Source organism: Pseudomonas sp. LABIM340 (assembly GCF_040017195.2).
Taxonomy (GTDB): Bacteria; Pseudomonadota; Gammaproteobacteria; order Pseudomonadales; family Pseudomonadaceae; genus Pseudomonas.
The window spans coordinates 4,790,256-4,815,287 of the sequence record NZ_CM200227.1 but is presented as its reverse complement, the minus strand read 5'-3'; the positions used below and the strand labels follow the sequence as shown (position 1 = coordinate 4,815,287).

Annotated in this window: 21 protein-coding genes; 15 read left to right on the top strand and 6 right to left on the bottom strand. The window is 64.7% G+C overall.

Going from position 1 to position 25,032, the window contains the following annotated elements; genetic code table 11:
* The first annotated feature begins 14 nt into the window (after nucleotides 1-14).
* From serC to rarD, 9 genes are all read left to right on the top strand, one after another.
* Nucleotides 15-1,100, top strand: a complete 1,086-nt coding sequence (serC, locus tag ABKS89_RS22000) for a 3-phosphoserine/phosphohydroxythreonine transaminase (protein ID WP_045210075.1) — start codon at nucleotides 15-17, stop codon at nucleotides 1,098-1,100.
* Nucleotides 1,100-2,197 carry a prephenate dehydratase gene (gene pheA, locus ABKS89_RS21995; protein ID WP_015478144.1) on the top strand — a complete coding sequence of 366 codons (1,098 nt, stop codon included), beginning with the start codon at nucleotides 1,100-1,102 and terminating at the stop codon, nucleotides 2,195-2,197. Before serC ends, pheA begins: the two co-directional genes overlap by 1 nt.
* A complete protein-coding gene (gene cysC, locus ABKS89_RS21990; protein WP_348587070.1) occupies nucleotides 2,197-2,802 on the top strand; it encodes an adenylyl-sulfate kinase in 606 nt (201 codons plus the stop codon). The genes pheA and cysC overlap by 1 nt, the downstream gene beginning before the upstream one ends.
* A gap of 27 nt (nucleotides 2,803-2,829) precedes the next feature.
* A complete protein-coding gene (gene hisC / locus ABKS89_RS21985) occupies nucleotides 2,830-3,942 on the top strand; it encodes a histidinol-phosphate transaminase (RefSeq protein ID WP_348587069.1) in 1,113 nt (370 codons plus the stop codon).
* A complete protein-coding gene (locus tag ABKS89_RS21980) occupies nucleotides 3,935-6,160 on the top strand; it encodes a bifunctional prephenate dehydrogenase/3-phosphoshikimate 1-carboxyvinyltransferase (RefSeq protein ID WP_348587068.1) in 2,226 nt (741 codons plus the stop codon). The genes hisC and ABKS89_RS21980 overlap by 8 nt, the downstream gene beginning before the upstream one ends.
* Nucleotides 6,160-6,849 (top strand): (d)CMP kinase, encoded by a 690-nt coding sequence (cmk, locus tag ABKS89_RS21975; protein WP_348587067.1) that lies wholly within the window; start codon nucleotides 6,160-6,162, stop codon nucleotides 6,847-6,849. Before ABKS89_RS21980 ends, cmk begins: the two co-directional genes overlap by 1 nt.
* Nucleotides 6,850-7,245: 396 nt before the next feature.
* Entirely contained in the window at nucleotides 7,246-8,928 is a 1,683-nt protein-coding gene (gene rpsA, locus ABKS89_RS21970) for a 30S ribosomal protein S1 (RefSeq protein ID WP_017517968.1), read from the top strand.
* Between the two features lie 140 nt (nucleotides 8,929-9,068).
* The gene (locus ABKS89_RS21965; RefSeq protein WP_138215144.1) at nucleotides 9,069-9,938 is read left to right on the top strand and encodes a carboxylate/amino acid/amine transporter; all 870 of its coding nucleotides are present in this window, start codon (nucleotides 9,069-9,071) and stop codon (nucleotides 9,936-9,938) included.
* On the top strand, nucleotides 9,935-10,831 hold the full coding sequence (rarD, locus tag ABKS89_RS21960; RefSeq protein WP_192431905.1) for an EamA family transporter RarD: 897 nt from the start codon (nucleotides 9,935-9,937) through the stop codon (nucleotides 10,829-10,831). The genes ABKS89_RS21965 and rarD overlap by 4 nt, the downstream gene beginning before the upstream one ends.
* Nucleotides 10,832-10,885: 54 nt before the next feature.
* Here the strand turns inward: rarD and ABKS89_RS21955 are convergent, their stop codons facing one another.
* From ABKS89_RS21955 to ABKS89_RS21945, 3 genes are all read right to left on the bottom strand, one after another.
* Nucleotides 10,886-11,494 (bottom strand): C40 family peptidase, encoded by a 609-nt coding sequence (locus ABKS89_RS21955; RefSeq protein ID WP_348587066.1) that lies wholly within the window; start codon nucleotides 11,492-11,494, stop codon nucleotides 10,886-10,888.
* Between the two features lie 343 nt (nucleotides 11,495-11,837).
* Nucleotides 11,838-12,236 carry an NUDIX hydrolase gene (locus ABKS89_RS21950; RefSeq protein WP_348587065.1) on the bottom strand — a complete coding sequence of 133 codons (399 nt, stop codon included), beginning with the start codon at nucleotides 12,234-12,236 and terminating at the stop codon, nucleotides 11,838-11,840.
* A complete protein-coding gene (locus ABKS89_RS21945; RefSeq protein WP_518300960.1) occupies nucleotides 12,233-12,805 on the bottom strand; it encodes a dihydrofolate reductase family protein in 573 nt (190 codons plus the stop codon). Before ABKS89_RS21945 ends, ABKS89_RS21950 begins: the two co-directional genes overlap by 4 nt.
* Nucleotides 12,806-12,949: 144 nt before the next feature.
* Between ABKS89_RS21945 and ABKS89_RS21940 the strand changes: the two genes are divergently transcribed.
* Entirely contained in the window at nucleotides 12,950-14,287 is a 1,338-nt protein-coding gene (locus tag ABKS89_RS21940; RefSeq protein WP_348587612.1) for a DEAD/DEAH box helicase, read from the top strand.
* Between the two features lie 59 nt (nucleotides 14,288-14,346).
* Here the strand turns inward: ABKS89_RS21940 and ABKS89_RS21935 are convergent, their stop codons facing one another.
* Nucleotides 14,347-16,011 carry an MFS transporter gene (locus tag ABKS89_RS21935; protein ID WP_138215139.1) on the bottom strand — a complete coding sequence of 555 codons (1,665 nt, stop codon included), beginning with the start codon at nucleotides 16,009-16,011 and terminating at the stop codon, nucleotides 14,347-14,349.
* Nucleotides 16,012-16,232: 221 nt separating this feature from the next.
* Here ABKS89_RS21935 and ABKS89_RS21930 point away from each other — a divergent pair, with 221 nt between their 5' ends.
* On the top strand, nucleotides 16,233-17,555 hold the full coding sequence (locus tag ABKS89_RS21930) for a phospholipase C/P1 nuclease family protein (RefSeq protein WP_348587063.1): 1,323 nt from the start codon (nucleotides 16,233-16,235) through the stop codon (nucleotides 17,553-17,555).
* 57 nt (nucleotides 17,556-17,612) lie between these two features.
* On the opposite strand, the gene ABKS89_RS21925 is transcribed toward ABKS89_RS21930, so the two are convergent.
* Both ABKS89_RS21925 and ABKS89_RS21920 read right to left on the bottom strand, forming a co-directional pair.
* Nucleotides 17,613-17,876, bottom strand: coding sequence for a DUF2790 domain-containing protein (locus ABKS89_RS21925; protein WP_081517959.1), 264 nt, complete (start codon nucleotides 17,874-17,876; stop codon nucleotides 17,613-17,615).
* A 489-nt stretch (nucleotides 17,877-18,365) separates the two neighbouring features.
* Nucleotides 18,366-20,513: an FUSC family protein gene (locus ABKS89_RS21920; RefSeq protein ID WP_138215137.1), complete on the bottom strand. Its 2,148-nt coding sequence runs from the start codon at nucleotides 20,511-20,513 to the stop codon at nucleotides 18,366-18,368.
* Nucleotides 20,514-20,875: 362 nt separating this feature from the next.
* On the opposite strand from ABKS89_RS21920, the gene ABKS89_RS21915 reads away from it, so the two are divergent.
* The 4 genes from ABKS89_RS21915 to dctM all read left to right on the top strand — a co-directional run bounded on the left by ABKS89_RS21915 (nucleotide 20,876) and on the right by dctM (nucleotide 25,005).
* The gene (locus ABKS89_RS21915; RefSeq protein ID WP_081517961.1) at nucleotides 20,876-21,823 is read left to right on the top strand and encodes a LysR family transcriptional regulator; all 948 of its coding nucleotides are present in this window, start codon (nucleotides 20,876-20,878) and stop codon (nucleotides 21,821-21,823) included.
* 204 nt (nucleotides 21,824-22,027) lie between these two features.
* Nucleotides 22,028-23,044, top strand: a complete 1,017-nt coding sequence (locus tag ABKS89_RS21910; protein ID WP_348587062.1) for a TRAP transporter substrate-binding protein — start codon at nucleotides 22,028-22,030, stop codon at nucleotides 23,042-23,044.
* A gap of 45 nt (nucleotides 23,045-23,089) precedes the next feature.
* Complete coding sequence (locus tag ABKS89_RS21905; RefSeq protein ID WP_348587061.1) at nucleotides 23,090-23,728, top strand: TRAP transporter small permease; 639 nt, start codon at nucleotides 23,090-23,092, stop codon at nucleotides 23,726-23,728.
* Complete coding sequence (gene dctM, locus ABKS89_RS21900; RefSeq protein ID WP_348587060.1) at nucleotides 23,725-25,005, top strand: C4-dicarboxylate TRAP transporter large permease protein DctM; 1,281 nt, start codon at nucleotides 23,725-23,727, stop codon at nucleotides 25,003-25,005. The genes ABKS89_RS21905 and dctM overlap by 4 nt, the downstream gene beginning before the upstream one ends.
* The last annotated feature ends 27 nt before the right edge of the window (nucleotides 25,006-25,032 follow it).

Genomic DNA, 25,032 nt, shown 5'->3' with positions numbered 1-25,032 from the left:
TAGCGAGAGTGGATGTGAGCAAGCGAGCCTTTAACTTCTGCGCCGGTCCTGCGGCGCTTCCCACCGAGGTGCTGGAGCGCGCCCGCGCCGAACTGCTGGATTGGCAGGGCAAGGGCCTGTCGGTCATGGAGATGAGCCACCGTAGCGACGACTACGTGGCCATCGCCGAGAAGGCCGAACAGGACCTGCGCGACCTGATGGGCGTGCCGTCGAACTACAAGGTGCTGTTCCTGCAGGGCGGCGCCAGCCAGCAGTTCGCCGAGATCCCGCTGAACCTGCTGCCCGAAGACGGCGTGGCGGACTACGTGGAAACCGGCATCTGGTCGAAGAAGGCCATCGAAGAGGCTCGCCGCTACGGCAACGTCAACGTGGCTGCCAGTGCATCCAAGTACGACTACTTCGCCATTCCCGGGCAGAACGAGTGGAACCTGTCCAAGGACGCCGCCTACCTGCACTACGCGTCCAACGAGACCATCGGCGGCCTGGAATTCGACTGGATTCCGGAAGTCGGTGACGTCCCGCTGGTGGTGGACATGTCCTCGGACATCCTCTCCCGCCCGACCGACGTGTCGAAGTTCGGCCTGATCTACGCCGGCGCGCAGAAGAACATCGGCCCTTCCGGCCTGGTGGTTGTCATCGTCCGCGAAGACCTGCTGGGCCGCGCCCGCAGCATCTGCCCGACCATGCTCAACTACAAGGTCGCCGCCGATAACGGCTCCATGTACAACACCCCGGCTACCTACTCCTGGTACCTCTCCGGCCTGGTCTTCGAATGGCTGAAGGAGCAGGGCGGGGTCGACGCCATGGAGCAGCGCAACCGCGCCAAGAAGGACATGCTGTACGGCTTCATCGACAACAGCGACTTCTACACCAACCCGATCCAGCCCAGCGCCCGCTCCTGGATGAACGTGCCGTTCCGCCTGGCCGACGAGAAGCTCGACAAGGCCTTCCTCGAAGGCGCCGATGCGCGCGGCCTGCTCAACCTGAAAGGCCACCGTTCGGTGGGTGGCATGCGTGCCTCCATCTATAACGCCCTGGGCCTGGACGCCATCGAAGCCCTGGTCGGCTACATGGCCGAGTTCGAGAAGGAGCACGGCTGATGAGCGACGCTGACCAGCTCAAGGCTTTGCGCGTACGCATCGACAGCCTCGACGAGAAGATCCTCGAGCTGATCAGCGAACGCGCCCGCTGCGCCACCGATGTGGCGCGCGTGAAGATGGCTGCCCTGCCCGAAGGCGAGAAGCCGGTGTTCTACCGGCCCGAACGCGAGGCGTGGGTGCTCAAGCACATCATGGAGCTGAACAAGGGCCCGCTGGACAACGAGGAAGTCGCGCGTCTGTTCCGCGAGATCATGTCCTCCTGCCTGGCCCTGGAGCAGCCGCTGAAAGTGGCCTACCTCGGTCCGGAAGGCACCTTCACCCAGGCCGCGGCGCTCAAGCACTTCGGCCATGCGGTGATCAGCACGCCGATGGCGGCTATTGACGAAGTGTTCCGCGAAGTCGCCGCCGGTGCGGTGAACTTCGGCGTGGTGCCGGTGGAAAACTCCACCGAGGGCGCGGTCAACCACACCCTCGACAGCTTCCTCGAGCACGACATGGTGATCTGCGGCGAGGTCGAGCTGCGCATCCACCACCACCTGCTGGTGGGCGAGAACACCAAGACCAGCAACATCACCCGCATCTATTCCCACGCCCAGTCCCTGGCCCAGTGCCGCAAGTGGCTGGACGCACACTACCCGAACGTCGAGCGCGTAGCGGTTTCGAGCAACGCCGACGCCGCCAAGCGGGTGAAGAGCGAGTGGAACAGCGCGGCGATCGCCGGTGACATGGCGGCCAGCCTGTACGGTCTGGACAAGCTGCACGAAAAGATCGAGGACCGCCCGGACAACTCCACGCGCTTCCTCATGATCGGCAACCAGGAAGTGCCGCCCACTGGCGACGACAAGACCTCCATCATCGTCTCCATGCGCAACAAGCCGGGCGCGCTGCACGAGCTGCTGGTGCCGTTCCACAACAACGGCATCGACCTGACCCGCATCGAGACCCGTCCGTCGCGCAGCGGCAAGTGGACCTACGTGTTCTTCATCGACTTCGTCGGCCACCACAAGGACCCCTTGATCAAGGACGTCCTGGAAAAGATCAACAGCGAAGCCGTTGCCCTGAAGGTGCTGGGCTCTTACCCGAAGGCCGTGCTTTGATGCCTAAGCACCGCAATATTCGTTGGCAGTCGCTGGCGATCAATTGTGATGACCGCTCCCGCATCAAGGGGCAGCGTTCCTGCCTGATATGGCTGACGGGCCTCAGCGGTTCGGGAAAGTCGACGCTGGCCGATGCCCTGGATCATCGACTGCATGCAGCGCAGCGGCATACGTATCTGCTCGACGGCGATAATTTGCGCCACGGACTGAATCGGGACTTGGGCTTCGGTGCTGCTGATCGCAGCGAGAATATCCGTCGGGTCGGGGAAGTTGGTGCGCTCATGGTGGATGCGGGGCTGATCGCCATTGCCGCGTTCATCTCACCGTTCCGTGCCGATCGCGATCTTGTGCGCGCGTTGCTGCCTGGTCGTTTCGTCGAGGTCCATGTCTCCACGCCTTTGAGCGTGTGCGAAGACCGCGATCCCAAGGGGCTTTATCGCAAGGCGCGCGCCGGTGAGCTCAAGCAGTTCACCGGTATCGACTCGCCGTTCGAAGCGCCCGTGGCCGCCGAACTGACCATCGACACTTCCAAGCTATCGGTCGAGGTAGCCGTCGACCGCATCTGCAATTACATGGTGGCCGCCGGCTATATCGACGCCTTCTGAGCGGCCTCACTCGAGAGAGATGCCTCCATGAGCTGTGATTTCCTTGCCCTGGCCCAGCCGGGCGTGCAGAAACTTTCCCCCTATGTGCCCGGCAAGCCGGTCGATGAACTGGCCCGCGAGCTGAAGCTCGACCCCGCCGGCATCGTCAAGCTGGCCAGCAACGAGAACCCGCTGGGCCCGAGCCCGAAGGTCCTCGATGCCATTCGTGCCGAACTGGCCGAACTGACCCGCTATCCCGACGGCAACGGCTTCGAGCTGAAGAGCCGACTGGCCGCCCGTTGCGCCGTCGACACCGCGCAGGTCACCCTGGGCAATGGCTCCAACGATATTCTCGATCTAGTTGCCCGTGCCTACCTGGCTCCCGGCCTGAACGCCGTGTTCAGCCAGTACGCCTTCGCCGTCTACCCGATATCCACCCAGGCCGTCGGCGCTCAGGGCAAGGTCGTGCCGGCGAAAGACTGGGGCCATGATCTGGAAGCCATGCTGGCGGCCATCGACGCCAATACCCGTGTGGTCTTTATCGCCAACCCGAACAACCCCACCGGTACCTGGTTCGGCCCGGACGCGCTGGAGCGCTTCCTGTCGCAGGTTCCGGAGAGCGTCCTGGTGGTGCTCGACGAGGCGTACATCGAGTACGCCGAAGGCGAGGAGCTGCCGGACGGCCTGAAGTACCTGGCCCGCTACCCGAACCTGCTGGTCTCGCGCACCTTCTCCAAGGCCTATGGCCTGGCGTCGCTGCGCGTTGGCTACGCGATCTCGTCGGCGCAGGTTGCCGACGTGCTCAATCGCGTACGCCAGCCGTTCAACGTCAACAGCCTGGCCCTGGCCGCCGCCTGCGCCGCGCTGGATGACGCCCAGTACCTGGCCGAAGGCAAACGCATCAATGACGACGGCATGGCCCAGCTGGAAAGCGGCCTGCGCGCCCTGGGCCTGCAATGGATTCCCTCCAAGGGCAACTTCATTGCCGTGGACCTCAAGCGCGATGCCGGCCCGGTCTACCAGGCCCTGCTCGCCGAGGGCGTTATCGTCCGTCCGGTGGGCGGCTACGGCATGCCTCAGCACCTGCGCATCTCCATCGGCCTGCCGGCCGAGAACGCCCGCTTCCTCGAAGCGCTGGCCAAGGTGCTTGCCCGTGCCTGATGTCCAGCCGCACAAGCTGCGCCGCCTGGTGGTGGTGGGGCTCGGCCTGATCGGCGGCTCCTTCGCCAAAGGTATCCGCGAGAAGGGGCTGTTCGAGGAAGTGGTTGGTGTCGACCGTGACCCGGAAACCCGCCGTCTGGCGGTGGAGCTGGGCGTCGTCGATCGCTGCGAAGAAAGCCTCGCCGCCGGTTGCCGTGACGCCGACGTGATCCAGCTCGCCGTGCCGATCCTGGCCATGGAGAAGGTCCTTGGCGAGCTCGCCACCCTCGACATCGGCAACGCGATCCTCACTGATGTGGGCAGCGCCAAGGGCAACGTGGTGCGCGCCGCGAAAGCGGTATTCGGCGGCATGCCGGCGCGCTTCGTGCCCGGCCATCCCATCGCCGGCTCCGAGCAGAGCGGGGTGGAAGCGGCCAACGCGAAACTGTTCCGCCGTCATAAAGTCATCCTCACGCCGCTGGATAATGCCGACGCGGATGCGATCCAGTGCGTCGAGAGCCTCTGGCGCGAGCTGGGTGCGGATGTCGAGCAGATGGCCGTCGAACACCACGACGAAGTCCTCGCCGCCACCAGCCACCTGCCGCACCTGCTGGCCTTCACGCTGGTCGACTCGCTGGCCAAACGCAGCGAGAATCTGGAAATCTTCCGCTACGCCGCTGGCGGCTTCCGCGACTTCACGCGGATTGCCGGCAGCGACCCGGTGATGTGGCACGACATCTTCCTCGCCAACCGCGAGGCGGTACTGCGCATCCTCGACGTATTCCGTGACGACCTCGATGATCTGCGCGAGGCCGTCGATAAAGGGGACGGGCAACAACTGATGGGCGTCTTCACTCGCGCCCGCGTTGCCCGCGAGCATTTCAGCAAAATCCTGGCCCGTCGGGCCTATGTGGACGCCATGCACAACAATGACCTGATTTTCCTGGCCCAGCCGGGTGGCCGCCTTTCCGGACGTGTTCGCGTACCGGGCGACAAGTCCATTTCCCATCGCTCGATCATGCTCGGCTCCCTCGCCGAAGGCACGACCGAGGTGCAAGGTTTCCTCGAGGGTGAAGACGCCCTCGCCACCATCCAGGCGTTCCGCGACATGGGGGTGGTCATCGAAGGCCCGCACCACGGCCGCGTGACCGTTCACGGCGTTGGCCTGCACGGTCTGAAGACCCCGCCAGGCCCGATCTACCTGGGCAACTCCGGCACTTCGATGCGCCTGCTCAGCGGCCTGCTCGCCGCCCAGCCGTTCGACACCACCCTGACTGGCGACGCCTCGCTGTCCAAGCGCCCGATGAACCGCGTCGCCAAGCCGCTGCGCGAGATGGGTGCAGTGATCGAGACCGGCCCCGAAGGCCGTCCGCCGCTGACCATTCGTGGCGGCCAGAAACTCACCGGCATGCACTACGACATGCCGATGGCCAGCGCCCAGGTGAAATCCTGCCTGTTGCTCGCCGGCCTCTATGCCGCTGGCGAAACCTCCACCACCGAGCCGGCCCCGACCCGCGACCACACCGAACGCATGCTGCGCGGCTTTGGCTACCCGGTCGACGTCGAAGGCGCCACCGCCCGCGTCGAGTCCGGCCACAAGCTCACTGCCACCTCCATCGAAGTTCCCGCCGATATCTCCTCGGCAGCCTTCTTCCTGGTCGCCGCGAGCATTGCGGAAGGTTCCGACCTGACCCTGGAGCACGTCGGCATCAACCCGACCCGTACCGGCGTCATCGACATCCTCAAGCTCATGGGCGCCGACATCACCCTGGAAAACCAGCGTGAAGTGGGCGGCGAGCCGGTTGCCGACATCCGCGTGCGTTCGGCCCAGCTGAAAGGCATCGACATCCCCGAAGACCTGGTGCCGCTGGCGATCGACGAGTTCCCGGTGCTCTTCGTCGCTGCGGCCAACGCCGAGGGCCGTACCGTCCTGCGCGGCGCGGAAGAACTGCGGGTGAAGGAATCCGACCGCATCCAGGTCATGGCCGACGGCCTGCTGGCCCTGGGCGTGAAGTGCGAGCCGACCCCGGACGGCATCATCATCGACGGCGGCAGCTACGGCGGCGGCGAAGTCTGGAGCCATGGTGACCACCGCATCGCCATGTCCTTCAGCGTGGCCTCCCTGCGGGCTGGTGCGCCGATCCGCATCCACGACTGCGCGAACGTTGCGACTTCCTTCCCGAATTTCCTCGGGCTAGCTTCCGGCGCGGGCATCCGCGTCGCCGAGGAGAAGAACTGATGAACGGCGAATGGCCGGTCCTCGCCATCGACGGCCCCAGCGGCTCGGGCAAGGGCACCGTCGCCGGTCTGCTGGCCAAGCGCCTGGGCTGGAATCTGCTGGACTCCGGCGCGCTGTATCGCCTGCTGGCGTTCGCCGCCGGTAACCACGGCATCGACCTGACCAACGAGGAAGCCCTCAAGGTCCTGGCTGCTCACCTGGACGTGCAGTTCACCCACGCCAAGGGCGGTCAGGGCCAGCACATCATCCTCGAAGGTGAAGACGTCACGGACGTGATCCGTACCGAACAGGTCGGCGCCGGTGCCTCGCAGGTTGCCGCACTGCCGGCGGTCCGCGATGCGCTGCTGCAACGCCAGCGCGCCTTCCTCGAAGCGCCGGGCCTGGTGGCTGACGGCCGTGACATGGGCACCGTGGTCTTCCCCAGTGCCCCGCTGAAGATCTTCCTCACCGCTTCCGCCGAGGAGCGCGCCCGTCGCCGCTACCTGCAGCTCAAGGGCAAGGGCATCGACAGCGACCAGGCGCAACTGGCCGAGGAAATCAGCGCCCGCGACGAGCGCGACAGCCAGCGTGCCGTCGCTCCGCTCAAGCCCGCCGAAGGCGCCATCCTGGTGGACTCCACCTCGATGAGCATCGACGACGTGGTGGACAGTATCCTCGCCGAGGTTTCGCGGCTGGGTCTGGCCGACTAGTCGACCGGAAAACGAAAGTCCCCGGCCATGCCGGGGATTTTTCTTTTCGGATGAGGATGCTCGGAGTAGGGATCTGACGGGCGGTTCTCCCAATTTCCGAGGCTGGGCGAAAATAAAGGAATGCAGCTGGAGTCGCGAAGAGCGTTGGAAACCGGGAGCGCCGATTGACGCAATCGAGATCCGTTGCTACCATTCCAGACCTTATATCGGGAGGGTTTCGTTCATATCGAGCGAAACGTTCCCTTAAAATCTGAATGTGGAGCACCCGTTTCGGCGGGTGCAACAGGGGGCCGGCGGGATACCAGTCTTGATCCCGCTGGCTTCTTTTTCATCACTTGACCGTGTCTGCTGGTGGCGCGGAATCGGGCTTACAAGCCTTTGACTACAGGTATAGACATGAGCGAAAGCTTCGCAGAACTCTTTGAAGAAAGTCTTAAATCCCTCGACATGCAGCCGGGTGCAATCATCACCGGCATCGTGGTCGACATCGATGGTGACTGGGTCACCGTCCATGCCGGTCTGAAATCCGAGGGCGTCATCCCGGTCGAGCAGTTCTACAACGAACAGGGCGAGCTGACCATCAATGTGGGTGACGAAGTCCACGTTGCGCTGGACGCGGTAGAAGATGGCTTTGGTGAAACCAAGCTGTCCCGCGAAAAAGCCAAGCGTGCCGAGAGCTGGATCGTTCTGGAAGCTGCTTTCTCTGCCGACGAAGTGGTCAAAGGCGTCATCAACGGCAAGGTCAAGGGTGGCTTCACCGTCGACGTCAACGGCATCCGCGCGTTCCTGCCGGGTTCGCTGGTCGACGTGCGTCCGGTGCGTGACACCACTCACCTGGAAGGCAAAGAGCTCGAGTTCAAGGTCATCAAGCTGGACCAGAAGCGCAATAACGTTGTCGTTTCCCGTCGCAGCGTCCTGGAAGCCGAAAACAGCGCCGAGCGCGAAGCTCTGCTGGAATCGCTGCAGGAAGGCCAGCAGGTCAAAGGTATCGTCAAGAACCTCACCGACTACGGTGCGTTCGTTGACCTGGGCGGCGTCGATGGTCTGCTGCACATCACCGACATGGCCTGGAAGCGTATCAAGCATCCGTCGGAAATCGTCAACGTTGGCGACGAGATCGATGTCAAGGTTCTGAAGTTCGACCGCGAGCGCAACCGCGTATCCCTGGGCCTGAAGCAACTGGGCGAAGACCCATGGGTTGCCATCAAAGCCCGTTACCCGGAAGGCACCCGCGTTACCGCGCGCGTCACCAACCTCACCGACTACGGCTGCTTCGCCGAGCTGGAAGAGGGCGTGGAAGGCCTGGTACACGTCTCCGAAATGGACTGGACCAACAAGAACATCCACCCGTCGAAAGTCGTTCAGGTTGGCGACGAAGTGGAAGTTCAGGTTCTGGACATCGACGAAGAGCGTCGTCGTATCTCCCTGGGCATCAAGCAGTGCAAGTCCAACCCGTGGGAAGACTTCTCTGGCCGCTTCAACAAGGGCGACAAGATCTCCGGCACCATCAAGTCGATCACCGATTTCGGTATCTTCATCGGCCTGGAAGGCGGCATCGACGGTCTGGTTCACCTGTCCGACATCTCCTGGAACGAAGTTGGCGAAGAAGCCGTTCGCCGCTTCAAGAAGGGCGACGAGCTGGAAACCGTCATCCTCTCCGTTGATCCGGAGCGTGAGCGCATCTCCCTGGGCATCAAGCAGCTGGAAGACGATCCGTTCTCCAACTACGCCTCGCTCAACGAGAAAGGCACCATCGTTCGCGGCACCGTGAAAGAAGTCGACGCCAAAGGCGCCGTCATCAGCCTGGGCGGCGAAATCGAAGGCGTTCTGAAAGCCTCCGAAATCAGCCGTGACCGCGTTGAAGACGCTCGCAACGTTCTGAAAGAAGGCGAAGAAGTCGAAGCCAAGATCATCAGCATCGACCGTAAGAGCCGCGTCATCTCCCTCTCCATCAAGTCGAAAGACGTTGATGACGAGAAAGATGCGATGAAAGAACTGCGCACCAAGCAAGACGTAGAAAACACTGGTCCGACCACCATCGGTGATCTGATCCGTGCTCAGATGGAGAACCAGGGCTAATCCCTGATTCACCATCCAAGGAAAAGGGCGACTTCGGTCGCCCTTTTTCGTTTCTGCCTTTCGCAGGGCGCGGGCGCGCAGTGCTTTCTCTAAGCTGAGACTGGCGCTATGTTGCCTGCCCCGTTCCGGTCGCCTTTTCCATGCCTTATCTGCTTTTCGTCACCGTCCTCTGGGCGTTCTCCTTCAGCCTGATCGGCGAATACCTCGCCGGGCAGGTCGACAGCTATTTCGCCGTGCTGACTCGTGTGGTGCTGGCCGGCCTGGTGTTCCTGCCGCTGACCCGCTGGCGCGGCGTCGAGCCGCGCTTCATTGCCGGCGTGATGTTGGCGGGCGCGCTGCAATTCGGCATTACCTACGTCTGCCTGTACCAGAGCTTCCGCGTGCTGACGGTGCCGGAAGTGCTGTTGTTCACCGTGCTGACGCCGCTGCATGTGGCGCTGATCGATGACGCGCTGAATCGCCGCTTCAACGCCTGGGCGCTGCTGGCAGCCGCCGTGGCGGTGCTCGGCGCCGGGATCATTCGCTACGACGGCGTCAGCGGCGACTACATCCAGGGTTTCCTGCTGCTGCAACTGGCCAATGCGACCTTCGCGGCGGGGCAGGTGTTCTACAAGCACCTGGTGCAGCGCTATCCCTCGGATATCCCGCAATACCGTCGCTTCGGCTACTTCTTCGTCGGCGCGCTGCTGATCGCGCTGCCGGGCTGGCTGCTGTTCGGCAACCCGCAGAAGCTGCCAACGACCGACCTGCAATGGGGTGTGCTGGTGTGGATGGGCCTGCTGGCCACCGCGCTGGGGCAGTTCTGGTGGAACAAGGGCGGCACGATGGTGGATGCCGGCACCCTGGCAGTGATGAACAACCTGCACGTACCGGTGGGCCTGCTGATCAACCTGCTGATCTGGAACGAGGCCGCCGACCTGCCGCGCCTGGCGTTGGGTGGTGCGGTGATCGTGGCGTCGCTGGGCGTCAACCGTTTCGGTCTGCGCCGTCAGAAGGAGCGCTTCGCATGAATATCTCCGGACGTGGCGTAGCGCTGTCCCTGGCGTCTTCCGTGCTGTTCGTGACCCTGCCGGGTTACATCCACTCGCTGGAGCCGCTGACCAGCATCCAGGTGATTGCGCACCGAGTGGTCTGGTCGATTCCCATGGTTCTGTTGCTGGTGCTGTTCACCCGCCAGGGCGGCGTGCTGCGCGACGCGGGCCGGCGCCTGCTGCGCGAGCCGTGGCTGCTGGCGTGCTTCCCGCTGACGGCGGCGATGATGCTGATCCAGTGGGGCGTGTTCATCTGGGCGCCCATGGTCGGGCGCACACTGGAGCTGTCGCTGGGCTACTTCTTGCTGCCGCTGACCATGGTGCTGTGCGGCCGGGTGTTCTACGGCGAGCGCCTGACCACGCTGCAGGCCATCGCCGTTGCCTTCGCGCTGGCGGGCGTGCTGCACGAACTCTGGCTGACTCGCGCATTCTCCTGGTTCACCCTGATCACTGCGCTGGGCTATCCGCCGTACTTCATGCTGCGCCGCAAGATGGCGGTGGATTCGCTGTCTGGCTTCGTCTTCGAGATGATCGTGCTGCTGCCGTTCGCCCTGGCGACCCTGTGGATAACCGATAGCGGCCAGGTGCTGGAGGAGGTGCCGCGCCTGTGGGCGCTGCTGCCTCTGCTGGGCCTGATCAGTGCGCTGGCGTTCGGCGCGATGATGGCCGCCAGCCGACTGCTGCCCATGGGGCTGTTCGGGATTCTGAGCTACGTCGAGCCGGTGCTGCTGTTCGCCATCGCCGTGCTGTTCCTGGGCGAGGCGTTCAACCCGGCGCAGATCTGGACCTATGGGCCGATCTGGATCGCCGTGCTGCTGACCGGTTGGGATAGTGCGCGACTGCTGCGCCGACAGGCGCGTCGCGGGCTGTAAGCGAAGAGAGAGGTGAGGAGCAAGCGCTCTCCCGCAAGGGGGGAGCGCTCGGCGTCAGTCGAAGCGACCGCCGACGTCAGCCTTGGCCAGGGTCTCCGGCAGGATGCGGCGGGCAGCGGTGTAGTGCTTCTTCCAGTAGTCGCCGCTGAGGTCGGAGACTCGGACCTTCTGGCCGCGGCGCGGCGCGTGGACGAACTGGTTGTCGCCGACGTAGATGCCAACGTGGTCGACATTGCGGCGGTTGTGGATGCGGAAGAACACCAGGTCGCCGGGCTGCAGGTCATCACGCGCCACTTTCGAGTTGCCGCGCATGCTGAACATCTGCTGCGCGGTACGCGGCAGGTCGACTTCGTCGACGTTCTGGAACACGTAGTTCACCAGGCCGCTGCAATCGAAGCCGCGCTTGGGCGAAGTGCCGCCCCAGCGGTAAGGCGTACCGATCATGCTGTAGGCACGCTGGGTAACCTGGTGCGCCTCGCTCTTGGTCTGCTGGACCGGCTGCTTGGCGTTGAAGGTCAGCAGGGCGCTGCCCTGGACCGGGACGCGGAGATCAACCGGGGCGGGTTGATAGGTGCGCGTGATCTTGTAGGAGGCGGTAGCCTCGGTAGCGACCAAAAAGGTCGCCAAGCCTATGGAAAGGCATGTCAAAAGGGTACTTCGCATTCGGCATGTCTTCTTGCTGGTTGATATCGCCCAGACTCCGCTGGATCGCCATTGTTGTCGGCGTGGTTTCCTTTGGTCCGCTCAAAAATTCCACGCATTCTGAACGACTTTTCATGACAGTTCGTACCGTCTGTCGATTCTGACTTTTCCCTTGTGACTTGCAGGGCGCTGCGTGACATGTGCTCCGACGCATCAGTCACGGCCTGACCTTATAGCCGGAAGCCCTATAAAACGGGGCTTTCCGCCTGGCGGCAGAAAACTGACGGGGTACTAGCCAGAAGCCAGTCGCTTAAGGCTTCTTAAGGAAAAACCCGACGAAATGCAGGTATTTGAGCTGAACGAATCAGCCCAGATGGGCAAGCAGAGCGGGAAGCACCTGCTCGCGCAGCAGCGGGGCGAGGTTGTGCGGGTAGTCACCGGCCGGGTCCAGCCAGGCCAGCTCTTCTAGCTCGGCGGCGGGCTGGACGATGTGGGGCAGGGCGGCGACGTAGACCTGCGCATCGACGCGCATGTCCGGCTCGTTGGCGGCGTTGGCCTGGAAGTGGCCGAGCGGGGTCAGCGCGGAGGTCGCCAGGTGCAGGTCGAGTTCTTCGCCCAGTTCGCGCAGCAGGGCCTGGACCGATGTCTCACCGGGCTCGTGCTTGCCGCCGGGCAGCATGAAGGCCTGGGTGCCACGCTTTCGTACCAGCAGCAGGCGTCCGGCTTTATCCAGCAGGCAGGCGGCGGCGATATGAATGGTCATGGCGAGGGCGTTTCCTTCAGAACCTGGTAGCGCATCTGCACGATGCCGCTGGGGAAGCTGCGCTGCTCCAGCAGCTGCAGGCGTTGCTCGAGGCCGATGCTGAACAGGGGAATGCCAGCGCCGAGCAGGTGCGGAATGATGCTGACGATCACCTCGTCGAGCAAGCCTCCGGCGAGGAAATTGCCCGCCAGGCTGCCGCCGCCCACCAGCCAGATGCGCTCGCAGCCGCGGGCCTCCAGCGAGGCGAGCGCGTCCACGGGCGTGTAGTGCTCCAGTTCCACCTGCGGCGCGGCCTTGGGCAGATGGTTGGAGCGGGTCATGACCAGCGCGGGCTTGTCCGGGTAGGGCCATTCGTCCTGCTTCAGGCAGAACAGGTAGGTCGCGCGGCCCATCAGCAGCCCGTCGATGCTGGCATAGAAGGCGTTGTAGCCGTGGTCGTCGGCTTCGCTGCCGTAGCCTTCGAGCCAGTCCACGCTGCCGTCGGGGCGGGCGATGTAGCCGTCGAGGCTGGCCGCCACGTAATAAATGAGAGTCGATGGCACCTGTATTCTCCTTTTTGTCAGGCCCATCAGAGCATGGCATCGCCTTTGGTCCGGCGCCGGTACGTTTGTCGGGTTATTGACGCTGCGGGGTGCGCACAGGCGCCTTCGGCAATAATTCCAGCGCGCCGGCTCGGCAAACATTAAGCTATGCAGCTATTTGGTCTTTACGTGATATCGAGGTCTGCCTTGTTCTCCCAATTCGCCCTCCACGAACGCCTGCTCAAGGCGCTCGATTCGTTGTCCTTCACCGAGCCGACCCCGGTCCAGGCTGCGGCCATTCCGAAGGCCCTGGAGGGACGCGACCTGCGGGTGACGGCGCAGACCGGCAGCGGCAAGACCGCCGCCTTCCTGCTGCCGCTGCTGCATCGCCTGCTCACCGAGGAGAAGCCCAAGAGCGGCGCCCGCGCGCTGATCCTGCTGCCGACCCGCGAGCTGGCCCAGCAGACCCTCAAGGAAGTCGAGCGCTTCGCCCAGTTCACCTACATCAAGGCCTGCCTGATCACCGGCGGCGAAGACTTCAAGGTGCAGGGTGCGCGTCTGCGCAAGAACCCGGAGATCATCATCGGTACCCCGGGTCGCCTGAACGAGCAGTTCAACGCCGGCAACCTGCCGCTGGGCGACGTTGAAGTGCTGATCCTCGACGAAGCCGACCGCATGCTCGACATGGGCTTCTCCGAGGACGTGCTCAAGCTCGCCGCACAGTGCCCGGCCGAGCGTCAGACCCTGCTGTTCTCCGCCACCAGCGGCAGCGGCCTGCACGAGATGGTCGAGAAGGTCCTGCGCGAGCCTGAGGTCCTGCAGCTCAACCGCGTCAGCGAGCTGAACGAGGACGTCAGCCAGCAGGTGATCCTGACCGACCACGTTGGCCACAAGGAACAGCTGCTGCAGTGGCTGCTGACCAACGAGACCTACGAGAAGGCCATCGTCTTCACCAACACCCGCGTTGCCGCCGACCGCCTGACCGGTCGCCTGATTGCCGCTGGCCACAAGGTCTTCGTGCTGCATGGCGAGAAGGACCAGAAGGATCGCAAGCTGGCCATCGAGCGCCTGAAGCAGGGCGCGGTGAAGATCCTCGTCGCCACCGACGTGGCCGCACGCGGCCTGGACGTCGACGGCCTGGACCTGGTGATCAACTTCGACATCCCGCGTCGCGGCGATGAGTACGTGCACCGCATCGGTCGTACCGGTCGCGCAGGAGCTGCGGGTGCGGCGATCTCGCTGGTGGGCCACGGCGACTGGAACCTGATGTCGAGTATCGAGCGCTACCTCAAGCTGCGCTTCGAGCTGCGTGTCATCAACGAGCTGAAGGCCACCTACAAGGGGCCGAAGAAGGTCAAGGCTTCCGGCAAGGCCGCCGGTACCAAGAAGAAAAAGGACGATGCGAAGAAGACCGGTGGCAAGGCGGCGGCGAAGAAGAAGCCCGCTGCCAAGCGCAAGACTGGCCCGTCCAAGGTCGTGAGCCAGGACGGCCTGGCGCCGCTCAAGCGCAAGAAGCCTGCTGCGGAATAAGTCTTTCGCGTCACCCCAAACGCCTCCCCTGACCGGGAGGCGTTTTTGTTTGTGGGCCGCTAGCCCAGTGTCTCCGGCGGCGCCTCGTAGCTGCCCGACTCGTAGCTCACCCCGTGGCGGATCACCGGCGGCGCGTCGCCCACGTGCAGGCTGGTGACGTTGTCGATGATGGTCTTGTCCTCCAGGGTCAGGCGATCGAGCATGCGCAGGTGGCCGATCCAGTTGTCCACCAGGAACAGTTCCTGCCAGACCTCCGGGTTGCTCACATCGCGGTACAGCGCCCAGCGCTCCGCGCCGTTGCGCAGGCGCAGACGACGCAGGGGTTTGGCGGAGCGGACGAAGTCACGGGTGCGCTCGGCGGGAATCCGGTACTCGATGGAGACCAGCACCGAGCCGCGCTCGGGGTTGAACACGAAGGTCGGCTGTCCCGGCACGCCGCCCGGTGCGCGGGCAATGCTGGTTGAATCCAGCTCCGGCAGCCGGGAGTTGTACAGCAGCGCCACCGAGACCAGCAGCAGGCAGCCGGCGGCGATCAGCGCGCCCTGCACACCCATGGTTTCGGCGAAATGCCCCCAGAGGAAAGAACCTGCGGCCAGGCCGCCGTAGATCGCGGTCTGGTACAGCGCCAGGGCGCGGGCCTTGACCCAGTCGGGCACGAGGATCTGCACGGCGGAGTTGTAGGTGGCCACCGCCGCGATCCAGCAGGCGCCGCCCAGCACCAGCGCGGGGAAGATCACCCAGAGGTTGTCGACCCAGCCGAGGATGAGCATGACCACGGCGAGCGTGGCGGCGGCGAAACTGATCAGCCGGCTGCTGCCCAGCCACTGCCGCGCCTTGCTCACCATGGTGCTGGCGACGATGGCGCCCAGGCCCAGGGCGCCGAGCATGTAGCCGTACACCGAGGCGCTGCCGTCCGGGTTGCGGTGCGCCAGCAGCGGCAGCAACGCCCAGACGGCGCTGGCCGATAGGCCGAACACCGCCGAACGCAGCATCACCAGACGGGTGACGCTGGAGTACTGGGTGAAGCGCAGCGCAGCGATCACGCCTTCGAAGATGTGCTCGGGCGGCAGGGTGCGCTTGGGCACGTCGCGGCGCCACTGCCAGATCGCCCAGATCAGCGCGGCGTAGCAGATGCAGTTGAACAGGAATACCCAGGAGGCCCCGGTGGCCGACAGTAGCAGGCCGCCGATGGCCGGGCCGACGGCACGGGCGACGTTGTAGTTGACGCTGTTGAGCAGCACCGCATCGCCGAGCATGCGCGGCGGCACCTGCTCGTTCACTGCCGCCTGCCAGGCGGGGATGGTGATCGAGCTGCCCAGCGACAGCCAGAGGATCGACACGATCAGCATCAGCGGATCGAGGTAGCCCATGAACGCCAGCACCGTCACCAGCGCGGCGCCGGAGAGCTCCACTGTCAGGCCGACCAGCATGATCTTGCGTCGGTCGTGGTTGTCGGCCAGCACGCCGGACATGATCGACAGCAGCACCAGCGGCAGCGCCGAGGCGACCTGGATCATCGCCACCATCAACGGGCTGGCATGGGCCTCGGTGACCACCCAGGCGGCGGCGACCGATTGTGCCCAGGTGCCCAGGTTGGCGAACAGGTTGCAGATCCAGATGATGCGGAACGCGGCGATGCTGAAGGGGGCGAGGACGCCGCTGCGGGGTTCGGCTGGGTCGGGCTTGAGGGGAAGGTCTTGCTTGGGTGAAACGGACTGCAGCATGGGGACGCCCTTATTTCGAGTGGCCGGCACGCGCGCACAACCGGTGCCTTTCCATGCCGGGCAAGTGTAGTGGCTGGGACGGTTCGTGCCATTGATGATGGTCAGCGATGGCGTTATCGGTGACACGCGCTGGCAAGCTTCGACAGTGCCGGAGTGGCTTTGGATTGTTAGGCTGCGTCGGAATTTTCCGATTTGCACTGCCGAACAAGAGCGAAGAGCCGATGAAGCGACTTTCCATCTGCCTGCCCACCTGCCTGCTGGCGAGCCTGCTGGCGCTGCCGCAAAGCCTCTGGGCCTGGTCCAATCACACCCTGGGCAGCTACATCGCCCTGCAACAGTTGCCGGCGGTCGCCCAGGCGCCGGAAGTCGAGGTCGAGCCACTGGAAAGCTTCGTCAGCCAGCAGCGCGCCGGCCTGGTGCAGCTGCTGGACGAGCAGGAGGCCTATGCCCGCGAGCACTTCCGCCAGTACCCGCCGCGCCCGGACGATCTGCGCCTGACCGAGGACGGCCGCGACGACCTGCGCAAGGCCTTCCTCATGGCGCTGCGCCTGAACCCCGAGATCAAGCTGGCCACCGCCGTGCAGCCGCCGCCCGGCGGTGAGCTGCCGAGCGATTTGTTGCAGAAACATGCGGCCCTGCAGCCGGCGGACGTGCTGGTGTTCCGCAATCTCTCCGGCTGGAACCAGTGGCGCTTCGTGCAGTTGCAGGCGGGGGAGAAGATTCCTGCGCTGGACGTACTGGCCAGTGCTGCCGACGAGCCGGACTTCGGCCACGACATCAACCTGTTCAGCGACAACCCCGGCGAAGCCGGCCAGCGCTACGGATTCGGCACCCAGCCGTTCGGCGATCCGCGTTATGAGTTCAGCTCCCAGGCGCCGTTCCACATGGGCTTCTACCACGAGGACGCGATCATCTACACCGGCGCCCCGTACCTGGAGCGCAACTGGCCGGAGTGGCGCGCCTACCAGTTCTACGGCCTGGCGCGCTTCGCCTTCGAGAAGGGTCATCCGTACTGGGGCTACCGTTTCCTCGGCTGGGCGATGCACTACATCCAGGACATGACTCAGCCCTACCACTCGACGCCGCTGCCGGGTGAGACCACCACCAGCATGCTGTGGACGGCGGGCAAGTCCATCGCCGGTTTCGACGCCGACAAGCAGGCGGCGATCCAGCGCGTGGCGGACCGGCATACGGGTGTTGAGCGTTATCAGGTGGACTGGCTGTGCGAGACGCTGCGCCTGGGCGGGCAGTCGCCGTTGTTGGCGGCCTATGCGGATGTCAGCACCGATGGCACTTATCCGCCGTATTCGACTCAGTACCTGCGCGAGGTGGTGGCGAGCGAGTCCCATGCCCATGCGGCGGCGTTCGATGCGGCGATCGGCCATTGGCTGGAAAACGAGAAGGCGCCGGCGGGTGATTTCAGCGCGGGGAACTCACCGGAGCCGTTCCGCCACGATGAGGCGTTGGATGAGCAGATTCTGCAATTGATCCGGCACTTCGGCGCGCACAGTCGCAACATCGCGAAGGCGGCCCTGCAGCCGTAAAGAGGGTTGGCATTCCCGCCGGGGCTGCGTGGGCCGCGGCGGGAGTGCGCAAATCGCTTAGCCGCCGGAGCAGCCGTTGCCCCACACCTGGTATTCGACGGTGTGGCGCTGACCGTTGGAGTCGTCGTAGGTCATGCGTGCCGGCACGATGCCGCATTCGTTGGATACGTCGGTGGTCGAGATGACGTGGGCGACGTCCAGTTTCATGTCGTAGGTGTACTGCTCCACGGCCGCGCTTGGCGCCTGGTCGGCGGCGTTCACCTGCTCGGCGAGGGCGAGCGAAGAGAAGCCCAGCATGGCCAGGATGACTACAGCTTTCATGAATTTACCTGCCTTGTTCCCGGAGTCCGGACGTGACGGGTCCGTGACGTTCAGCTGATGGCTGCATCGGGAAGCGTTGGGGAATGATTTACGGGTCTTGGGTGGTGTTGCGGCGCGCGCTGTAACAGCACGGAAATAATAGGATTTGCCTGACCTGAGTCATATATCCAGGCGCCAACAAGACTTCGTACTCAGAGGCAACAATCCAGGTGTGGCGCGGGTTTCAGAGGTGGTCTTGCGGCGGGCTGTCGCAGGTTTGGCGGATTCGTGACGGGGTTGCAGGACGTCAGGGAGCGGGATGCGAGACATGACGCTGTTGTAGGAGCGGGCCATGCCCGCGATCGCGCGCATGGCGCGCTCCTACAGGGGAGTGCCGCACTGTTCCGTGCGGTTCGCGAGCAAGCTCGTTCCTACGAAGAGCGGTCCGGCCTATGCCGGAGCTGTAGGAGCGAGGGGGGCGCCCAGTTCTTGCTCGCGAACCCGTCGACCTCAATCGCGCAGCGGCGACTGCGGATCGAGCAGCGAAGTGCGGATGAAGTGCAGGTAGCTGCACACCCGGCGCAGCGGCGAGGAATCGAAGTGCGGTGGCCTGCGATCATCCGTGGTGCGTGTCGCATGGATGGCGTGCTCCACCGCCGCCAGCGCGCGCTGGCGGTTACTCTCGCTGGGCTGGATGAACAGCCGGATCAGCGCCCGCCCCAGGGCGCGGATCGCCCGGCGCCAGGGCATGCGCTCGGCGTACCAGGGCTCCTTCGGCAGGGCTGCCTGCTCACGGCGCAGCTCGATGATCGACAAGCCGATCTCCTGCACCTGGAAGGTCCAGCGCAGCAACCGGCGCTGCACGTCCGGGCGGCCTGTGGATAACCCATAGGCCTGGTTCAACAGGTCGCGGGTGCCGCTTTCGAAGTTCGATGACAGGCCCTTCAGCGGATCGCTGATCACCCGCACCACGCGCAGGCGCAGTTCGGCTTCCAGGCGCTCCCACAGCCACGGCCGGTTCGGCGGCAGGATGACGATGGCCGCGACCACCGCCATGCCCATCGACAGCAGCATCGCCAGGTATTCGTTGATGAAGGTGTAGGCGTCGTAGCGCGCCACGTTGGCCGGCAGCGAGGCGATGCAGAACCACACCAGCAAGCCGACGCCGTAGCCGCTCCACTTGGGCCGGGTGATCAGGAAGGCACCGAGGGCGAACACCGGCGAGAGCACGAAGCACAGCAGCGGGAAGCCATCGATGTGCGGCAGCACGCGGAAGGTCAGGATGAAGCCCAGGGTGGCGCCGAGCAGCGTGCCGAGGGTCAGCTGCAACGACAGGCGCTTGGGATTCGGCGAGGCGGAGGAGAGCGCGGCGATCAGCACCGAAGTCAGCGCGAAGGTGGCACCGCTCAGCCAGGAAGTCTCGATCCAGAACACCCCGCCGACTATCACCAGCAGCGCACAACGGAACCCCGCGACGGCGGCGGCGAGGGCGTTGGCCTTGGGCGTGAAGCGCTCCTTCCACTGCTCGCGTTCGTGCTTGTGCGCGGCCAGCGAGGCGTGGGTCTGGGCGTAGTTGTGCATATCGTCGGCAAAGCGGTAGAGCAGCTCGGCGGCCGTCTCGAAATCCAGCTGGTCGGCTTCCCGCGGGCAGGTGTGGCCGAGGTTGGCGCGGGCTTCGCGGATGCGGGGCATCAGGTGGTGCTTGCAGAGTTCCAGCTGCACGCTCAGGCGCTCGGCATCCGCCTCGCCGAGCGGCCGGCCGTGCCAGCTGGCGAGCAGCTCGCTGACGTCGATCAGGCACGGCATCAGCACTTCCAGCACGTTGCTGGCCTGGCGTTCGCGCAGGCGGTCGAGCAGGCGCTGCAGGGCGTGGAAGCGTGTGGTCAGTTGCATGAACTCGCTGTTCAGGCGCGCCAGGCGGCCGCTGCGCAGGCGCATGTGCGGGTCTTCGAAGGCGGTGACGTTGCGCAGGCTTTCCAGGCCGACCACCTCGGCGGCGATGCGCGCACTGGCCTGCTCGAAGCGCTCGCGCTCCAGCGTGCCGTTGAGGCCCGCGCTGGCGAGACCGGCGAAGTCGCCGAAGCGGGTGTTCAGTGCGTTGCGCAGGGCGGCGGTGCTGGTCTGCGGCAGGACTACGGCGCTGACCACGCCGGTGCAGAGAATTCCCAGGGTGATCTCGATCACCCGCCACAGCGCCTGCATGAAGGCGCCTTCGGGGTGCAGGGTGGCGGGGATGCCGATCATCACCGCGGTGTAGCCGGCGAGCAGGCAGGCATAGGCGCGGAAGTCGCGGTAGCGCGCCGCGCCCGCAGTACACAGGCCGACCCAGATCGCCACGCAGAGGAGGAACAGCACGCGCTCCTGGGCGAACAGGGCAATGAAGGTAACCATCACCGTGAGCCCGGCCAGCGTGCCGAGAATGCGGTAGAAGCTCTTCGCCAGCACCTGGCCGCTCTGCGGCTGCAGCACGATGAAGGCGCTTACCAGCACGGTATTGGGCTGCGGCAGCTCCAGGCGATAGGCCAGCCACAATGCCGTGAAGGCGGTGATCAGCGTCTTGAGGATGAACATCCAGGTGACGCCGTCGGTGTGCGCCCAGTCGGACAGGGCGAAGCGCACCGCGGCGGCCTTGGGCAGGCGCACGGACAGACTGCTCATCGGGCTTATCTCGGCAGGCGGTGGTCGGGCTTTTCTTGGCAGGCGGCGGACGGGTATGGACAACCCTGTGGTTCTGAGGCCGAGCGAAGGGGTGGCAGCACGTTGCACGAAAGGCGGAGCACGGGTGCGAATCCTGGGGTGTCGCGGCGGGCCGCGTTGGGGAGGGCGATTCTAGAAGTGCGCCGGGGGGCAGGATAAGCTGACGGTTGGATGAATTATTGTTGCCTGAAAGGACAATAATCCCGTCGCGACAGGTATGCGACAATTCGCCGCCTGTCATGAATCTGTAACAAGGCGTTGCTCGTCCGAGCGCCGTTGCAGAGGCCGCCCGCCGTGGCGTGGACAGGCTCTCAGGAGAAATGATGGACCTGCTGCACAACATGCGTGCCTTTGTCTGTGTCGCCGAGACCGGCAGCTTCACCGCCGCCGCCCAGCGCATGGACCTCACCACCGCCTACGTCTCGCGGACGGTGGCGAAGCTCGAAGCTCACCTGCGTACCCGCTTGCTGCACCGCACCACCCGCCGCATCGCCCTGACCGAAGCCGGCCAGCGCTACCTGCAGCGCTGCCAGCAGATCCTCGGCTACATCGAGGAAGCCGAAGCCGAGGCAGGCGACGCCCACGCCCGGCCCCACGGCAAAGTGAAGGTGCATGCCATGACCGGCATCGGTCAGCACTACCTGATCCGCGCGATCTCGCAGTACTGCGAGATCTACCCGGAGGTCACCTTCGACCTGACCCTGGCCAACCGCATCACCGACATCCTCGACGAGGGCTACGACATCTCCGTGGTCATCGCCCAGGAGTTGCCGGATTCGGGCTTCGTCTCCAAGCGCATCGGCAAGACCTACAGCGTGCTCTGCGCATCGCCCGACTACGTGGCGCGCCATGGCCTGCCCAAGCAGCTCGGCGAACTGACGGACCACCGTTGTCTGCGTTTGGTGAACTCGGTGATGTCGCTGGACAAGTGGCTGTTCGACGGCCCCGACGGCCAGGAAATGGTCGGCATCAACCAGACCCATTTCCAGGTCAACACCGCTGACGCCATGACCGAGGCGGTACGCGCCGGCATGGGTATCGGCGCGCTGCCGGTGTACTCCGCCGTGCAGGGCTTGAAGGACGGCAGCCTGGTGCGCGTGCTGCCTGACTACAGCCTGTTCCACCTTAACGTCTATGCGCTGTATCCGTCGCGCCAGTACCTCGACGCGAAGATCCGCACCTGGGTGGAATTCCTCCGTGATTGCGTGCCCGGCATGCTCGAGGAGCACGAACGGATGATGCTCGAGCATCGCACCCAAGTGCCCGGCTAACGCGCCATTCCTCTGTCTTGAGCCTCTGAACCTCACCGCGCCCGGCATCTGCCGGGCGCGTTTTTTCGTACCTTGCGTTCCGCTGTGTCGAACGCCGCTTTGGGAAAAGACGAATTCTCCGAACGCGACTATTTGCGTCAGTCTCGTTGCGAGCCTGTCGCCAGGCTCACCTCGCAAGCACAAGAACAAATTGAGGGTGACGCGATGTTTACAACCATGGGGCGGGCGTTGCTCGCCGTCCTGGCGTTGGCCTGCGCTTCTGCCATTCAGGCTGCCGATGAACCCCGGCCTCCCAGCGAACCGATAGTGATCAAGTTCGCTCACGTGGTTGCGGAGAACACGCCCAAGGGGCAGGGCGCGCTGATGTTCAAGCGCCTGGCCGAAGAGCGCCTGCCCGGCCGGGTGCGCGTTGAGGTCTACCCGAACTCCTCGTTGTACGGCGACGGCAAGGAAATGGAAGCGCTGCTGCTGGGTGACGTGCAGATGCTCGCGCCGTCTCTGGCCAAGTTCGAGCAGTACACCCGCAAGGTGCAGATCTTCGACCTGCCGTTCCTCTTCGACGATATCGACGCCGTCGACAACTTCCAGCGCAGCCCGCAGGGCCAGAGCCTGCTGACCAGCATGCAGGGCAAGGGCATCCTCGGCCTCGCCTACTGGCACAACGGGATGAAGCAGCTGTCGGCCAATCGCCTGCTGCTTGAGCCGGGCGACGCTCGCGGACTGAAGTTCCGCGTGCAGGCCTCCGACGTGCTCAACGAGCAGTTCCGCGAACTGCGCGCGATCTCCCGCAAGATGTCCTTCGCCGAGGTCTACCAGGGCCTGCAGACCGGCGTGGTGAATGGCACCGAGAACACCTGGTCGAACTACGAGAGCCAGAAGGTCAACGAGGTGCAGAAGTACTTCACCGAGTCCAACCACGGCCTGGTGGACTACATGGTGATCACCAATGCGAAGTTCTGGAACGGCCTGCCGCCGGACCTGCGCGCCGAGCTGGAAAGGATCATGGCCGAGGTCACCGTGAAGGTGAACGCCGAAGCCGAGCGCCTGAACCGCGACGCCCGTCAGAGCATCCTCGCCAGCGGCACCAGCGAGATCCACCCGCTCACCGCGCAGCAGCGCGCCGACTGGCGCGAGGCGATGCAGCCGGTGTGGCAGAAATTCCGCGACAACGTCGGCGCCGATTTCCTCCAGGCCGCCGAAGCCTCCAACCGTCCCCATTGATCCACCCGGCCCCGCCGGCTGGCGGGGCCTTCTGGAGACTTTTCCATGAACCGACTCGTGCGCGTCTGGAACCACTTCGAGGAAGGCGCCATTGCTTTCCTGCTGGCAGCCATGACGCTGGTGACCTTCGTCTACGTGGTGATGACCAACGTCTTCACCCTGTTCTATGACCTGGGCGACCGCCTGCCATCGTTGCAGGGGCCGCTCTACGCCATCGGCGATGCGATCCTCGGCGTCGCCCAGGACATGTCCTGGAGCAACGCACTGACCAAGGCGCTGTTCGGCTGGCTGATCTTCTTCGGCATCGCCTATGGCGTGCGCACCGCCGGCCACCTGGGCGTGGACGCGCTGGTGCGGCTGGCGCCGCTCCCGGTGCAGCGCGGCATCGGTGTGCTCGCCTGCCTCTGCTGCCTGGGCTACGCCGGGCTGTTCATGGTCGCCAGTTTCGACTGGGTGAAGACCCTGTTCGTCGCCGGCATCGGCGCGGAAGACCTCGACCATTTCGGCATCCTCCAGGCCTACATCGCGGTGATCGTGCCCATCGGCTTCGGCCTGGTGGTCCTGCGCTACCTGGAAATCCTCGTCAACCTGTTGCGCGGCCGCCAGCTCGGCCTGGGCCTCGCCGACGAGGCCGCGGAAGCCTCGAAGCTGGCCGGTGAAGAAGCCGCGGAGAGCCGTCCATGACCGTGATGATCCTGTTCCTGCTGCTCTTCGTCTTCATGTTCATCGGCGTGCCCATTGCCATTTCCCTGGGCCTGTCCGGTGCGCTGACGATCCTGCTGTTCAGTCCGGATTCGGTGCGCTCGCTGGCGATCAAGCTGTTCGAGACCTCCGAGGCCTACACGCTGCTGGCGATCCCGTTCTTCCTGCTTTCCGGCGCCTTCATGACTACCGGCGGCGTGGCCCGCCGGCTGATCGACTTCGCCAACGCCTGCGTCGGCCACATCCGTGGCGGCCTGGCGATCGCGGCGGTGCTGGCGTGCATGCTGTTCGCCGCGCTGTCCGGTTCGTCGCCGGCGACCGTGGCGGCGGTGGGCTCGATTGCCGTGGCCGGCATGGTGCGTTCGGGCTACCCGCGTGAGTTTGGCGCCGGGATCATCTGCAACGCCGGCACCCTGGGCATCCTGATTCCGCCGTCGATCGTCATGGTGGTGTACTCGGCTGCCACCGAGACTTCGGTGGGCAAGCTGTTCGTCGCCGGCGTGGTGCCGGGCCTGCTGCTGGGCGTGATCCTGATGGTGGTGATCTACATCGTCGCGCGGGTGAAGAAGCTGCCGGCGCAACCGCGCGCCAGCCTGCGCGAATGGTTGTCCGCCGCACGCCGGGCGATCTGGGGCCTGTTGCTGCTGGTGATCATCCTTGGCGGCATTTACTCCGGGCTGTTCACGCCTACCGAGGCGGCGGCGGTGGCGGCGGTCTACTCGGCCTTCGTCGCGCTGTTCGTCTACAAGGATATGCGCCTGCGCGACTGCCCCAAGGTGCTGGTGGAGTCGGGGCGGCTGAGCATCATGCTGATGTTCATCATCGCCAACGCCATGCTCTTCGCCCACGTGCTGACCACCGAGCAGATTCCCCAGCAGATCACCGAGTGGGTGATGCAGGAGGGGCTGACGCCGATCGGCTTCCTGCTGATGGTCAACGTGGTGCTGCTGGTGGCCGGCAGCTTCATGGAGCCCTCGGCCATCGTGCTGATCCTGGCGCCGATCTTCTTCCCCATCGCCATGCGCCTGGGGATCGATCCGATCCACTTAGGGATAGTCATGGTGGTGAACATGGAGATCGGCCTGGTACACCCGCCGGTAGGGCTCAATCTGTTCGTCACCTCGGCGGTCACCGGTCTGCCGCTGGGAGCGACCATCCGCGCGGCACTGCCGTGGCTGATGATCCTGCTGCTGTTCCTGATCCTGGTGACCTACGTGCCCTTCATTTCGCTGGCGCTGCCCCACGCCCTTGGCATGTGACAGGTTGTCGCGGTCCCGTGAGTCCGT

Excerpts from the sequence above, each read along its gene's own strand:
- ABKS89_RS21955 (WP_348587066.1), bottom strand. The coding sequence starts at position 11,494 with ATGCGAAGTACCCTTTTGACATGCCTTTCCATAGGCTTGGCGACCTTT.
- ABKS89_RS21920 (WP_138215137.1), bottom strand. The coding sequence starts at position 20,513 with ATGAGCAGTCTGTCCGTGCGCCTGCCCAAGGCCGCCGCGGTGCGCTTC.
- ABKS89_RS21905 (WP_348587061.1), top strand. The coding sequence starts at position 23,090 with ATGAACCGACTCGTGCGCGTCTGGAACCACTTCGAGGAAGGCGCCATT.
- pheA (WP_015478144.1), top strand. The coding sequence starts at position 1,100 with ATGAGCGACGCTGACCAGCTCAAGGCTTTGCGCGTACGCATCGACAGC.
- ABKS89_RS21925 (WP_081517959.1), bottom strand. The coding sequence starts at position 17,876 with ATGAAAGCTGTAGTCATCCTGGCCATGCTGGGCTTCTCTTCGCTCGCC.
- ABKS89_RS21935 (WP_138215139.1), bottom strand. The coding sequence starts at position 16,011 with ATGCTGCAGTCCGTTTCACCCAAGCAAGACCTTCCCCTCAAGCCCGAC.
- ABKS89_RS21930 (WP_348587063.1), top strand. The coding sequence starts at position 16,233 with ATGAAGCGACTTTCCATCTGCCTGCCCACCTGCCTGCTGGCGAGCCTG.
- ABKS89_RS21910 (WP_348587062.1), top strand. The coding sequence starts at position 22,028 with ATGTTTACAACCATGGGGCGGGCGTTGCTCGCCGTCCTGGCGTTGGCC.
- cmk (WP_348587067.1), top strand. The coding sequence starts at position 6,160 with ATGAACGGCGAATGGCCGGTCCTCGCCATCGACGGCCCCAGCGGCTCG.
- cysC (WP_348587070.1), top strand. The coding sequence starts at position 2,197 with ATGCCTAAGCACCGCAATATTCGTTGGCAGTCGCTGGCGATCAATTGT.
- rpsA (WP_017517968.1), top strand. The coding sequence starts at position 7,246 with ATGAGCGAAAGCTTCGCAGAACTCTTTGAAGAAAGTCTTAAATCCCTC.
- ABKS89_RS21965 (WP_138215144.1), top strand. The coding sequence starts at position 9,069 with ATGCCTTATCTGCTTTTCGTCACCGTCCTCTGGGCGTTCTCCTTCAGC.
- rarD (WP_192431905.1), top strand. The coding sequence starts at position 9,935 with ATGAATATCTCCGGACGTGGCGTAGCGCTGTCCCTGGCGTCTTCCGTG.
- ABKS89_RS21915 (WP_081517961.1), top strand. The coding sequence starts at position 20,876 with ATGGACCTGCTGCACAACATGCGTGCCTTTGTCTGTGTCGCCGAGACC.
- ABKS89_RS21945 (WP_518300960.1), bottom strand. The coding sequence starts at position 12,805 with ATGGGCCTGACAAAAAGGAGAATACAGGTGCCATCGACTCTCATTTAT.
- hisC (WP_348587069.1), top strand. The coding sequence starts at position 2,830 with ATGAGCTGTGATTTCCTTGCCCTGGCCCAGCCGGGCGTGCAGAAACTT.
- ABKS89_RS21950 (WP_348587065.1), bottom strand. The coding sequence starts at position 12,236 with ATGACCATTCATATCGCCGCCGCCTGCCTGCTGGATAAAGCCGGACGC.
- dctM (WP_348587060.1), top strand. The coding sequence starts at position 23,725 with ATGACCGTGATGATCCTGTTCCTGCTGCTCTTCGTCTTCATGTTCATC.